Origin of the sequence: Amycolatopsis rhizosphaerae (assembly GCF_007713715.1) — a bacterium.
GTDB classification, from domain to species: domain Bacteria; phylum Actinomycetota; class Actinomycetes; order Mycobacteriales; family Pseudonocardiaceae; genus Amycolatopsis_E; species Amycolatopsis_E rhizosphaerae.
Window position 1 is genome coordinate 1 of sequence record NZ_VJWX01000192.1, and the last position, 12,474, is coordinate 12,474.

The window sequence follows — 12,474 nt, forward strand, 5'->3', positions numbered from 1 at the left end:
GCCGAACTGGCCGCCGCGGAGGCGGGCACCGGGATCGTCTCCTTCGGACTGGCCAACGACGAGGCCCTGTTCCCGCCCGAGCCCTTCGACAGGGCCTTCGCCATCGCACGGGAAGCGAGCCTCATCAGCGCGCCCCACGCCGGGGAGCTGGCCGGACCCGACAGCGTGCGCGGCGCGCTGGACGTGCTGCACGCCCAGCGCATCGGGCACGGCGTCCGCGCCGTCGAAGATCCGGAGCTGCTGCACAGGCTCGCCGACAGCGACGTGTGCCTCGACGTCTGTCCCACCTCCAACCTGATGCTGTCGGTGGTTCAGTCGCTGGCCGAACACCCGTTGCCGCGGCTGATCGAGGCCGGGGTGCGGTGTTCCATCAACGGCGACGATCCCCTCCTGTTCGGCCCCGGCCTCCTGGAGGAGTACGAACTGTCGCGCACCACACTCGGCCTCACCGACGAAAACCTCGCCTGGGTCGCCCGGTGCTCGATCGAGGCTTCGGGCGCGCCCAAGGCGCTGACAGCCGACGCGATCGCCCGCATCGATGCCTGGCTGGCCGACGGCGCCTGACCGCACGGGCATCAGCGGGCCCGGATTCGCAACGTCCCCGAAACGCAGAAGTTCCTGCACGAAATACGCCCCTCCTAGTGTTCCGAGCCAGACCAACCCCGACAGGAGTCCCCCATGCCCCGCATGTCCGCCCGTGACCTGACCTCTTCCCCACTGGGAAGACGGCGCTTCCTGCAACTCGGCGGCCTCGGCGCGGCCGCGCTGGGGGGCGGCGGGCTGCTCGCCGCCTGCGGCGGTTCCCCGTCGGGCACGAGTTCCTCGTCCGGGCTGGGTACGCTGGGCATCCAGCTGTCCTGGATCAAGAACATCGAGTTCGCCGGTGAGTACTTCGCCGACGCCAAGGGCTACTACACGCAGGCCGGTTTCAGCGGGGTCAACCTGATCGCCGGTGGCTCCGCCGGGACCAGCGCCGAGGCCGCGGTGGCCACCGGCAAGGCGCTGATGGGGCTTTCGTCGCCGACGCTGACCGCCCCCGCGATCCTGCAGGGCGCCCAGCTCAAGACCATCGCCTCGACCTACCAGAAGAACCCGTTCTGCATCCTCTCCATCGACTCCGACCCGATCCCCACGGTGCAGGCGATGAAGGGCAAGAAGATCGGTGTCCAGTCCGGCGGGAACACCACGATCTTCAAGGGCCTGCTGAAGGCCAACGGCATGAGCGAATCGGACGTGACGATCGTGCCGGTCCAGTACGACCCCACCGTGGTCACCACCGGCGAGGTGGCGGGCTACATGGCCTACACCACCAACGAGCCGATCCTGTTGCGGAAGAAGGGTTTCAAGCCCGTCCAGTTCCTCTTCGCCGACTACAACCTCCCGTTCGTCGCGGAGACCATGGTGGTCGGCCAGAGCTCGATCGACCACGACCGCGCCAAGCTGAAGGCGCTGCTGGTGGCCGAAATCAAGGGCTGGACCGACGCCGTCGCCTCGCCGTCCCAGGCCGCGAACCACGCGGTGACCGACTACGGCAAGGACCAGAACCTGAGCATGGACGAGCAGACGGCGGAAGCCGTCGCGCAGAACGGGCTGGTCGTTTCCCCCGAGGCGATCAAGAACGGCCTGTTCACCCTGTCCGATGCCCTGATCGCCGACAACATCAAGGCGCTGGCCAACATGGGTGTCGACATCACCGCCGACAAGCTGTTCGACCTGAGCCTGCTCAAGGAGGTCTACCAGGAAAACCCTGGTCTGATCAGCTCCTTCGCCGCCGCCGCGGGCTCGGCCACGACGCCGGGCAAGTGAGCAGGGCAAGACGTACCAACGGATTTCGGGAGAGTAGAGCGTGTCGCAGTCACCCGTCGTCGACAGTGCGGCGAAAACCCCGCAGCAGACCGGAACGGGCTTCAGCCTGCGAGGCCTGGGCAAGACGTTCGAGCTGGGCCGCCGCAGGGTCGTCGCGCTCGCCGGCACCGACCTGAGCACCGAGCGGGGTCAGTTCCTGTCCCTGCTCGGCCCGTCCGGCTGCGGCAAGTCGACGATCCTGCGGATCCTGGCCGGACTGGAGCACGCGACCACCGGGGTGGCGCTGGTGGACGGACGCACCCCGGCGGAGCTGCGCCGCGAGCACAGCCTCGGCATCGCCTTCCAGGACTCGGCACTGCTCCCCTGGCGCAGTGTGGAAGCCAACATCCGGCTGCCGCTGGAGGTTTCGGGCGCCCCGGTGGACCGGCAGCTCATCGAGGACCTGATCGGGCTGGTCGGCCTGAGCGGGTTCGAGAAGGCGAAACCGGCCCAGCTGTCGGGCGGCATGCGCCAGCGCGTGTCGATCGCGCGGGCGCTGGTGGTCAGACCTTCGGTGCTGCTGCTGGACGAACCGTTCGGCGCGCTCGACGACATGACGCGGCAGCGGCTCAACCAGGAACTGCTGCGGATCTGGACGGAGAAACCCGCCACCACGCTGATGGTGACCCACGGGATCGCCGAGGCGGTGTTCCTTTCCGACGTGGTGGCCGTGATGTCGGCCCGGCCCGGCCGGGTGGTGCGCGAGGTGCGCATCGACCTGCCCCGCCCGAGGCTGCCGGAGGTCATGCGGACACCGGAGTTCCACGCCTACCACGACGAACTGTCGGAACTGCTGTTCGACCACGGCGCGGGCATCGCAGGAGAGGACTGAAATGAAGCCTCCGAAATGGCTCGGCGGCCTGATCGGCGTGGTGCTGATCATCGCCGCCTGGGCCGTGCTCGCCGTGACGCTGTTCCGGGGCAGCGGCGCGGTGCCGACCCCGCTGGCCGTGCTGCGGCAGTTCACTGTGGACGGTTTCGGGTTCTACTGGCGGAACATGAGCATCACGCTGAACGGAGCGCTGCTGGGATTCGCCTGGGGCAACGGGCTGGCGCTGGCCACCGCGTTCCTGGTGCTGCTCGTGCCGAAGCTCGACGGCGTGGCCAACCAGCTCGCGGTGATCTCCTACTGCATCCCGCTCACCGCGATCGGACCGGTCATCCTGGTCGTCCTCGGCGGCCGGGCGCCCACCGTGTTCCTGGCCGGGATGTCGGTCTTCTTCACGACGCTGGTCGGTGCGCTTCTCGGACTCAGGGCCGCCGACAAGACCTCGCTCGACCTCATCCGGGCCTACGGCGGGGGACGGCTGAAGCAGATGACCAAGGTCCGGGTGATCGCCGCGCTGCCGTCGCTCTTCGCGGCGCTGCGGATCGCGGCCCCCAGCGCGCTGCTCGGCGCGATCCTCGGGGAGTACCTCGGCGGCATCGACAACGGGATCGGCGTGGCGCTGACCGCGTCGCAGCAGGCCTACCAGGTGCCGAGAACCTGGGGACTGGCGCTGGCCTGCGGGGTGGCCGCCGGGATCGGCTACCTCGGAATCGGCCTGCTCGGCAGGCTGGTGACCCCCTGGTCGTCCGGTTCGTCGAAGACTCGGGCGGACGGAGGCCGGGCATGACCCTGATCGTTCCGGACACCGAACCCGCCGTCGCGGACACCGAAACGGCCCGCGCGCGTTCCTCCGCGTTCGCACGGGCGCTGTGGTCACTGGTCTGGCCGATCGCCGTCGCGGTGCTGGTCGTCGTCGTCGGGTGGCTGGCCTTCCTGACCGCGTACGACGTCAGCCCGGCGGTCGGCAAGACCCCGGCCGCGGTCTGGGACTACCTGTGCACCGATCCGGCGGCGGCGGAACACCGCGGCGCGGTGTTCGGCGCGCTGGGCAGGACGCTGACCGATGCCGCGCTCGGCTACGGCGGCGGCCTGGCCGCGGCACTCGTGCTCGCCACCGTCTTCGTGCTGTTCTCCCCGTTCGAGCAGGCGTTCCTGCCGATCGTGATGCTGCTGCGCTCGGTGCCACTGGTGGCGATGACGCCGGTCATCCTGCTCGCGTTCGGCCGGGGCGCCGCGGGCGTGGCGGTGATCGGCGGTGTGGTGGTGTTCTTCCCCGCGATGGTCAACATCATGCTGGGGCTGCGCTCGGCCTCGCGCCAGGCGACCGAACTGGTGCTGGCCTACGGAGGCAATCGGCTGACGGTACTGCGCAGGGTGGCCCTGCCCTCGGCGATCCCGGCCCTGTTCGCCTCGGCGCGGATCTCGGTGCCCGCCGCGCTGGTCGGCGCGCTGGTCGCGGAGTGGCTCGCGACCAGCGGCGGCATCGGCGGGGCGATCCCGAACGCCATCGGCGGCTTCGACTACGCGCAGGTGTGGTCGGACATCGTCGTGCTCACCGGTGCTTCGCTGCTGCTCTACACGCTGGTGGCGGTGCTGGAATCGGTGGTGCTGACGGCGAACGGGATGCCGGACCGGGAGTGAGCAGCCGCGCGCGGCGTGGCCCGTGCTTGGATACCACCATGAACCACCAGCGCAAGGCGATCCTGCTCGCGACGGCCGCCGGAGCCACGGCCGTCGCGGCCGCCTTCGTGATCGTCGCCGGGCCGTCCGCCTCGAAGCCGCCCGCGTCCGCGCCCGGCCAGGCGCAGGGCCACGCCGTCGCCACCGTTGTGCCGCCGTCCTCATCGGCGGCGGTCACGACAACGGCATCACCGAGCACGTCCGCGCCGGTGGCGCACCCCGCGACCTCGGCAGCCCATCGCGCGCGCACCACGGGGAACAGCCCGGGTGACACCTCGTCCCGTGACGCGTCACTGGCCAACGCCACCCCGGTCAACGCCCGCCCCCAGGGCCAGGTGAGCATGCCGGGCGAGGTTCCCCAGCCCGGGACGAAGACCGGCAACACGGGGCCCGGTCCCGCCCCGGTCGTCACCGCGATCCCGTTGCCGACCCTGCCGCTTCCCTGACCCCCGCCCGGCGGGTCACTGACCGGACGCACTCAGCGGAACGCGCCGTGGCCGGTCAGTGCCTGCCCGACCACCAACTGGTGCACCTCCGAAGTGCCCTCGTAGGTGAGCACCGATTCGAGGTTGTTCGCGTGCCGCATCACCGGGTATTCGAGGCTGATCCCGTTGGCCCCCAGCAGTGTCCGGCATTCACGGGCGATCCCCAGCGCCTCGCGGACGTTGTTCAGCTTGCCGAGGCTCACCTGCTCGGGCCGGAGCCGGTGCGCGTCCTTGAGCCGTCCGAGGTGCAGGGCGAGCAGCATGCCCTTGCCCAGTTCCAGTGCCATGTCCGCGAGCTTGAGCTGGGTCGCCTGGTAGGCGGCCAGCGGTTTGCCGAAGATTTCGCGGTTCCGGCTGTATTCGATGGTCGTTTCCAGGCAGTCGCGGGCGGCCCCGAGCGCGCCGAACACGATCCCGAACCGTGCCTCGTTCAAACAGGACAGTGGGCCGGACAGCCCCCGAGCCCCGGGCAACATCGCCGAGGAGGGAAGCCGAACGCCGTCGAGGACGAGTTCGCTGGTCACCGAGGCGCGAAGCGACAGCTTCTTCGTGATCTCGGGTGCGGAGAAGCCCGGCGTGTCCGTGGGAACCACGAAACCCCGGATTCCCTCCTCCGTCCGCGCCCACACCACGGCGACCTCGGCGACGGAACCATTGGTGATCCACATCTTGGTGCCGTCCACGATCCAGTCGTCACCGTCGCGGCGCGCGCGGGTGCGCATGCCCGCCGGATTCGAACCGAAGTCCGGCTCGGTCAGACCGAAGCAGCCGATCGCTTTCCCGGAGGCCATGCGCGGCAGCCATTCCTCCTTCTGTTCCTCCGATCCCCAGCGCCAGATCGCGAACATCGCCAGTGACCCCTGGACCGAGACGAGACTCCGCAGCCCCGAGTCCGCCGCTTCGAGTTCCAGGCACGCCAGCCCGTACGCGGTCGCGCTGGTCCCCGCGCAGCCGTAACCCTCCAGGTGCATCCCCAGCACGCCGAGTTCGCCGAGTTCCCTGGCCAGTTCACGCGCGGGGATGCGCGCCTGTTCGAACCAGTCCGGTAACTGCGGGCGCACCCGGTCGCGCACGAAGTCGCGCACGGCGTCGCGGATCGCCCGGTCGTCGCCGTCGATCAGCTCCTCGGTGCCGAACAGGCCGAGCGGGGGCTGCGGGTCGGTCATGCTGACTGTCCTTTCGCTACGGACGCTTCACAGAAAGGCACTGACGCCGGTCTCGGCGCGGCCGATGAGCAGTTTCTGGATCTGGCTGGTGCCCTCGTACAGGGTCATCACCCGCGCGTCGCGCAGGTACTTCTGCACCGGGTACTCGTCGAGGTAGCCGTAACCCCCGAAGATCTGGATCGCGCTGTTGGCCGCGCGGACCGCGGCTTCGCTGGCGAAGTACTTGGCCTTCGAGGCCGCCACCCCGAACGGGAGGCCCCGCTCGATCAGCTCGGCCGCCCGCCACACCAGCAGCCTGGCCGCGTCCCGTTCGACCGAGATGTCGGCGATCATGTCCTGGATCAGCTGGAACGAGGCGAGGGGACGGCCGAACTGGTGCCGTTGCCCGGCGTAGCCGACCACGGCTTCCAGGCAGCCCTCGATGATCCCGACGCAGCCCGCACCGACCGAGACGCGGCCCTTGTCCAGCGAGTGCATGGCGATGGTGAACCCCTCGCCCTCCGCGCCGAGGAGTGCCGAAGCGGGCACGCGGACGTCGGTCAGGAAGATCTCGCCGGTGGCCTGGCCGCGCAGGCCGAGTTTGCCCTTGACCTCCCGCGTGTGGAAACCGGGGGTGCCGGTCGGTACCAGGAAGGCGGAAACCCCCTTCGGGCCCGGCCCGCCGGTCCGCGCGAACACCAGGCACAGGCCGGCCAAGGTGGCGTTGGTGATGAACATCTTCTGTCCATTGAGGACGTACTCGTCGCCGTCGCGGCGTGCTTTCGTCCTGAGGTTCCCGGCGTCCGAGCCGGTGTCCGGCTCGGTCAGGCCGAAGCAGGCCAGTACCTCCCCGGTGGCGATCCCGGGCAGCCAGTGCCGTTTCTGCTCTTCCGTGCCGTGGGACAGGATCACCTTTCCCACCAGGCCCATCGAAACCGAAACGATCCCGCGGACCGCCGAGTCCGCCCGGCCGAGCTCTTCCATCCCGATGCAGTAGGTGCGGTAGTCGCCGCCCAGCCCGCCGTACTCCTCGGGAATGGTGAGCCCGAAAAAACCCATTTCGCCGAGCTTGGGCACGACTGCGGTGTCCACGGCCTCCGCCCGGTCCCACGCCGCACGGTGCGCGACGACCTCCCGGTCGAGGAACTCCCGGGCGTACTCACGGAAGTTCCGCTGCTCGTCAGTCAGTGTGAAGTCCATGGTTCTCCTTGTCTTCCGGCGCATCCGGCGCATCTGGTGCATCCGGCGCTCTCATGCGCCGCCCCCGACCTGCTCGCGCAACTGGAACTTCTGGATCTTTCCGCTGGCGGTGCGCGGGAGTTCGGCGAACAGTTCGAGCCGTTCCGGCCAGTACTGTTTGGCGACCCCCTTCCCGGCCAGGAACTCGCGCATCCCTTCGAGGGTCAGGCGTGCCGCCTCGGGCGCGAGCACCACGCAGGCGCAGGCACGCTCCTGCAACCGGGGATCGGGCACCCCGACCACGGCCACGGCCTCGATGTCCGGGTGCTCGTACAGCACGTTTTCCACGTAGGCCACCGGGATGTTCTCGCCACCCCGGATGATCACGTCCTTGGTGCGGCCGGAAATGCGCAGGTAGCCGTCGGCGTCGATGGTGGCGAGATCGCCGGTGTCGAACCACTCGCCGTCGAAGCTTCCGCGCGTCAGGTCCAGGCGCTCGGCGTACCCCACGAACAGGAACGGCCCGGCGACCTGCAGGCGGCCTTCCCGTCCCGGCGGCGGCACGGTCCCGTCGGGCGCCACCACGCGGATCCGCATACCGGGCCACGGGTAGCCGTCGGTGTCGATGATCTTCTCGTCCGGATCGCCGGGAATGCCGAGGGTGACCAGCGCGTCCTCGGTCTGGCCCCAGCCGCCGAGCACGACCATGTCCGGCAGTGTCCGGCGCGCCTGCCGTACGAGCGCACGCGGGATCGGCGCGCCCATGCAGCAGAACCGGCGCAGCGAGGAAAGGTCGTGCCCGGCCGGGTTCGGCGCGGTGAGCACGTCGTGCAGGAACGGGGTGGCGGCGGAGGTGTAGGTGATCCGGTGTTCGGCGACCAATTCGGCGAACCGGGCCGGATCCCACACGTCCTGCAGTACGCAGCTCGCCCCGTTCTGGACGGGAAGCCTTGCGCCGTAGAGGAATCCGGTGAGGTGCGCGAGGGTGGAAGCCATGTGGAAGACGGTGTCGGCGGTGATCCCGAGGCGCGCGGGCAGCGGGTTGTTCGCGGCGATGGCGGTGTTGTGCGTGTGCATCACCCCCTTCGGCTCCCCCGTCGTGCCGGAGGTGAAGATCAGCAGGGTGACGTCGTTGGGGTCCGGGCGCAGTGCGGCCAGCCCGGCCGGGTCTCGCCGCCGATCCCAGGGCGTGGCCAGGAACTCCTCCCACGAGCCGGTGCCCTGGCCCGGTTTTCCGTCCACCACCAGTACGTGCTCCAGCCGCGGCCATTGTGGACGGAGCCGGTCGGCCATCGCGGCGTGGTCGAAGCCGCGGAATTCGGCCGGGACGACGAGGACCTTCGACCGGGCGAGGCCCACCATGAAACCGACCTCGCGTTCCCGGTAGATCGGGATCAGTGGATTGCTGATCGCGCCGATCCGGCTCGCCGCGAAGTGCACCACCACCCACTCGATCCAGTTGGGGAGCTGGAAGGAGACCACGTCGCCGCCGCGGACCCCGAGTTCGAGCAGGCCCAGTGCGCAGTGGTCGGTCTCGCGTTTGAGTTCGGCATAGGTGATGCTCCGCCGGGCGTCGTGGAAGGCGATCTTGTCCGGCGTGGCGGCGGCCACCTCGTCGAGGTGGTCGGTGATGGTCCGGTTCACCCAGTACCCGTCGCGGGTGTGGGCGTCGATCAACTCGTCGTTGAGGATCGTGGCAAAGGACATCGGGGCTCCGGATCAGCTCATGGTGAGGCCGCCGCTGACGCTGACGGTCTGGCCGGTGATGTAGTCGGCCTCGCCGGAGGCGAGGAAGGCGACGACGTTGGCGAGGTCGCGGGGCTGCGCGAGACGACGGAACGGGATGGCCCTGGTCAGCGCCGCCCGCAGCTTCGGATCGTCCCCGCCGATCGAGGCGAACAGGGCGGTGTCGGCCGGGCCGGGGCACACCGCGTTGGCGTTGACCTGGTGGCGGGCCATTTCTCGGGCGATCGCCTTGGTGAAGGCGATCACCCCGCCCTTGGCGGCCGAGTACACGGCTTCGCCGGAGGAGCCGACCCGTCCGGCGTCCGAGGCGATGTTGACCACCGACCCGGAGCCCTGTTCCGCCATGATCGGCAGCACCGCCCGGCAGGTGTTGAGCACCCCGTAGAGGTTGATCTGGATGACGCGGTCCCAGTCGGCCGGGTCGGAGGCGGTGAACGGGCCCGCCTTGTCCCAGCCGGCGTTGTTGACCAGCACGTCGACGCGGCCGAAGGTTTCGCGGACCCGCGCGACCATCGCGTCCACCGATTCACGCGACGTGACGTCGGTGTGCAGTCCCACCGCGCCGCCGCCCAGGCCCGCCGCGGTGTCCAGCGCGGTGTCCTCGTTGAGGTCGGTGACCACGACGGTCGCGCCCTCGGCCGCGAGTTTCTCCGCGATACCGCGGCCGATGCCCTGGCCCGCTCCGGTGACGATGGCGATCTTGCCGCTCAGCTTGTCCATTGGGAAGTCCTTTCCGGATCACGGCGCGTAGGCGCGGCCGAGGAGGTTGCGCGCGATGACGAGCTTCGACACCTGGGCCGTGCCGTCCCCGATTTCGAGGCCGATCACGTCGCGAAGGCGCTGCCCGAGCGGGCTTTCGGTGGAGTAGGCCAGGTGCCCGAAGGTGAGCAGGCACTGGTGGATGACCTCGGCCGCGAGCTTGGGTCCCCAGAACTTCGCCATCGCGGCTTCGGTGCTGTGCTCGAGGTCGTGGTCCTTCTTCCAGAGCGCCTCGTAGCAGACGTGCCGGGCACCCCGGACGTAGGTGGCGTACTCCGCCAGCGGGAACGACACGCCCTGGAAGGTGCCGATCGGGCTGCCGAAGGCCTCGCGGTCGCGGGCCCACTGCAGCGCTTCGTCCAAAGAGGACTGTGCCGCGCCGAGGCAGGCCAGTCCGATGATCGCCCGTGAGTAGTCGAAACCCTGCATGACCGAGACGAATCCCTCGCCCGGTCCGCCGATGAGCCGGTCGCGGCCCACCGGCAGACCGTCGAAGTGCAGCGACGCCCGGCCGATCGAGCGGCCACCCAGGTCGTCGAACGCCGCGCGGGTGACGTGGCGGTCGTCGAGGTCGACGTAGAAGGCGCTGACCCCGCGGGCACCCGCCCCGCCGGTGCGCGCGAGCACCAGCGCGGTGTGGGCGGCCATGCCCAGGGTGATGGAGGTCTTCTCGCCGGTCAGGCGCCAGCCGTCCCCGTCCGGTTCGGCCCTGGTCTCCAGGGCGGCGGCGTCGGTGCCGTGCCCGGGTTCGGTCACGCACAGGGCGGGCACGACCTGGCCGGAGGCGATCGGCGGCAGCCAGTCCGCCTGCTGTTCCTCCCGCGCGTGCCGCGCGAGCACGTCGCTGACCAGCGCGCTGACGATGATCAGGTAGGCGGCGTTGAAGTCGCCGCGCCCCACCTCCTCGGCGGCCATCCCTGCGAGGACGGCGCTGGCCCCCTGTCCGCCGTGCCGTTCCGGGATGCGCAGGCCGGTCAGGCCCATCGCCGCCATGTCGGCGACCAGCCCGGGGCGCAGCTTCGCCGCCTTGTCGTCGGCCTGGTAGTGCGGCGCGAGCACCTTGGCGGCGAACCGCCGCAGTTCGCGGCGATAGGCCTCTTCTTCTTCGGAAAACCGGAAATCCATGCCCCGCTCCGCTCAGTGCCAGTTGACGTGGGCGTTGAAATCCGGCTTCCGCTTCTCGGCGAAGGCCCGGGCACCCTCGAGTCCCTCCGGTGAGGCGGTGAACAGGTCGAGCGCGGACATCGCGAGGTTGGACAGGCCTGCCTGGTGGTCGGTGTCGGCGTTGAACGACTGCTTGAGGAAGCGCAGGGCGGTGGGGCTCTTCTCGGCGACCTCCCCGGCCCAGGCCAGCGCCGTCGGGAGCAGTTCCGCGGGCGGCACGACGGCGTTGACCAGCCCCATGCGCAGGGCCTCCCCGGCGTCGTACATGCGGCACCAGAACCAGATCTCGCGGGCCTTCTTCTCCCCCACCACGCGCGCCAGGTAGGCGGTGCCGAAACCGGCGTCGAAGGAGCCGACCTTGGGGCCCGCCTGGCCGAACCGGGCGGTCTCGCTGGCCAGCGAGACGTCGCACAGCACGTGCAGCACGTGACCGCCGCCGACGGCGACGCCGTTGACCGCGGCGATCACCGGCTTCGGGATGTCGCGGATCAGCTTGTGGAGGTAGCCGATCTCGAACATGCCGCTCTCGGTCGGTCCGTAGTCGCCCGTCTCCGCCCGCTGCTTGACGTCGCCCCCGGTGCAGAAGGCCTTGTCGCCTGCCCCGGTGAGGATCACCGCCTGCACCTGCCGGTCCGCCCAGGCCGCGCGGAAGGCCCTGATCAGCTCTTCGACGGTCCTGCCCCGGAAGGCGTTGTAGCGCTCCGGCCGGTTGATCGTGATCACCGCCGCAGGCCCGTCGATCTCGTACCGGATGTCTTCGTAGGTCACGGTGGGCTCCTTCGCCTGGCGTTCGCTTGTCGACCAGGGTGGCGAATTTTGACTGTTGAGTCAAGAGTTGACTTACTGGTCAAACTGATACCCTGTCGTAGGCCCGGAACGACGAGGAGTGAGCGCACGGTGAGTCCCCAGCAGACGGTCGAAGACCAGTCCGCGCGACCGGCATCCAGCCGCGTCCAGCGCAAACGGGGCCGGCGCATCCAGGAAATCCTGACCGCGGCGGCCGAACTGTTCGGCGAGCGCGGGTACGACGCGGTGAGCCTCGAAGACGTGGCCGAGCGGCTCGACGTCACCAAGGGATCGCTGTACTACTACTTCTCCGGCAAGGAGGAACTGGGCACCGCGGCCATCGAGACCCTCGGCAACGAGTGGACGGCCCGGCTCGAACAACTCCTGGACGGCAGCACGGGCACGGCCGCGCAACGCCTGCGCGCGCTCATCCGCGAACACGTCACGATCGCCGTCCGCGACTACCCCGCCGCGCTCAGGCTGTTCCTGGTCCCTCGCCAGTGGCCCGACGCCCAGCGGGAACGGATCAAGGAACTGCGGCAGCGGCACGACGCACTGTTCCGCGGGCTGGTGGAGGAGGGTGTGGCCTCCGGCGAGTTCACCGTCACCACGGTGGACACCGCCCTGCAGTGCATGCACGCCGCCATGACACAGGCACCGATGTGGTGCGGTGAAGCGAAACCCCGCGACCGGGACCGCGCCATCGACGAGGTCGCGGACACCCTGATGATGCTGGTCGGCATCCCACCGCGCTGAACCCCGCGGTGCGGGACCCCCTCACGGCAGCGTTCGCGGCGCGAGGGTGGGACTCGAACGCCAGAGCGTGGGACACGAACGCACGAGCGTGGGACTCGCC

Annotated in this window: 13 protein-coding genes; 7 read left to right on the forward strand and 6 right to left on the reverse strand. The window is 69.8% G+C overall.

What is annotated here, in order from left to right:
- The 6 genes from FNH05_RS19360 to FNH05_RS19385 all read left to right on the forward strand — a co-directional run.
- A partial coding sequence (locus FNH05_RS19360) for an adenosine deaminase family protein (RefSeq protein WP_144590109.1) occupies nt 1–564 on the forward strand: 564 nt, incomplete at its 5' end.
- Between the two features lie 114 nt (nt 565–678).
- A complete protein-coding gene (locus FNH05_RS19365; protein ID WP_246127831.1) occupies nt 679–1,806 on the forward strand; it encodes an ABC transporter substrate-binding protein in 1,128 nt (375 codons plus the stop codon).
- A gap of 40 nt (nt 1,807–1,846) precedes the next feature.
- On the forward strand, nt 1,847–2,677 hold the full coding sequence (locus FNH05_RS19370) for an ABC transporter ATP-binding protein (RefSeq protein WP_144590110.1): 831 nt from the start codon (nt 1,847–1,849) through the stop codon (nt 2,675–2,677).
- A gap of 1 nt (nt 2,678) precedes the next feature.
- Complete coding sequence (locus FNH05_RS19375; protein ID WP_144590111.1) at nt 2,679–3,461, forward strand: ABC transporter permease; 783 nt, start codon at nt 2,679–2,681, stop codon at nt 3,459–3,461.
- A complete protein-coding gene (locus FNH05_RS19380) occupies nt 3,458–4,315 on the forward strand; it encodes an ABC transporter permease (protein ID WP_144590112.1) in 858 nt (285 codons plus the stop codon). The genes FNH05_RS19375 and FNH05_RS19380 overlap by 4 nt, the downstream gene beginning before the upstream one ends.
- Nucleotides 4,316–4,353: 38 nt before the next feature.
- Entirely contained in the window at nt 4,354–4,800 is a 447-nt protein-coding gene (locus FNH05_RS19385) for a hypothetical protein (RefSeq protein WP_144590113.1), read from the forward strand.
- Between the two features lie 32 nt (nt 4,801–4,832).
- Here FNH05_RS19385 and FNH05_RS19390 read toward each other — a convergent pair whose 3' ends face one another.
- From FNH05_RS19390 to FNH05_RS19415, 6 genes are read right to left on the reverse strand one after another with little or no spacing between them, the layout of a single operon-like run.
- Nucleotides 4,833–6,005, reverse strand: a complete 1,173-nt coding sequence (locus FNH05_RS19390; protein WP_144590114.1) for an acyl-CoA dehydrogenase family protein — start codon at nt 6,003–6,005, stop codon at nt 4,833–4,835.
- A gap of 27 nt (nt 6,006–6,032) precedes the next feature.
- Complete coding sequence (locus FNH05_RS19395; protein ID WP_144590115.1) at nt 6,033–7,184, reverse strand: acyl-CoA dehydrogenase family protein; 1,152 nt, start codon at nt 7,182–7,184, stop codon at nt 6,033–6,035.
- Nucleotides 7,185–7,235: 51 nt separating this feature from the next.
- Complete coding sequence (locus FNH05_RS19400) at nt 7,236–8,870, reverse strand: AMP-binding protein (RefSeq protein WP_144590116.1); 1,635 nt, start codon at nt 8,868–8,870, stop codon at nt 7,236–7,238.
- A 12-nt stretch (nt 8,871–8,882) separates the two neighbouring features.
- Nucleotides 8,883–9,629, reverse strand: a complete 747-nt coding sequence (locus FNH05_RS19405) for an SDR family NAD(P)-dependent oxidoreductase (protein ID WP_144590117.1) — start codon at nt 9,627–9,629, stop codon at nt 8,883–8,885.
- Nucleotides 9,630–9,647: 18 nt separating this feature from the next.
- Nucleotides 9,648–10,793 (reverse strand): acyl-CoA dehydrogenase family protein, encoded by a 1,146-nt coding sequence (locus FNH05_RS19410; protein WP_144590118.1) that lies wholly within the window; start codon nt 10,791–10,793, stop codon nt 9,648–9,650.
- 12 nt (nt 10,794–10,805) lie between these two features.
- Nucleotides 10,806–11,600 carry an enoyl-CoA hydratase-related protein gene (locus FNH05_RS19415; protein ID WP_144590119.1) on the reverse strand — a complete coding sequence of 265 codons (795 nt, stop codon included), beginning with the start codon at nt 11,598–11,600 and terminating at the stop codon, nt 10,806–10,808.
- A 129-nt stretch (nt 11,601–11,729) separates the two neighbouring features.
- Between FNH05_RS19415 and FNH05_RS19420 the strand changes: the two genes are divergently transcribed.
- Complete coding sequence (locus FNH05_RS19420) at nt 11,730–12,374, forward strand: TetR/AcrR family transcriptional regulator (protein ID WP_144590120.1); 645 nt, start codon at nt 11,730–11,732, stop codon at nt 12,372–12,374.
- Nucleotides 12,375–12,474 lie beyond the last annotated feature (100 nt).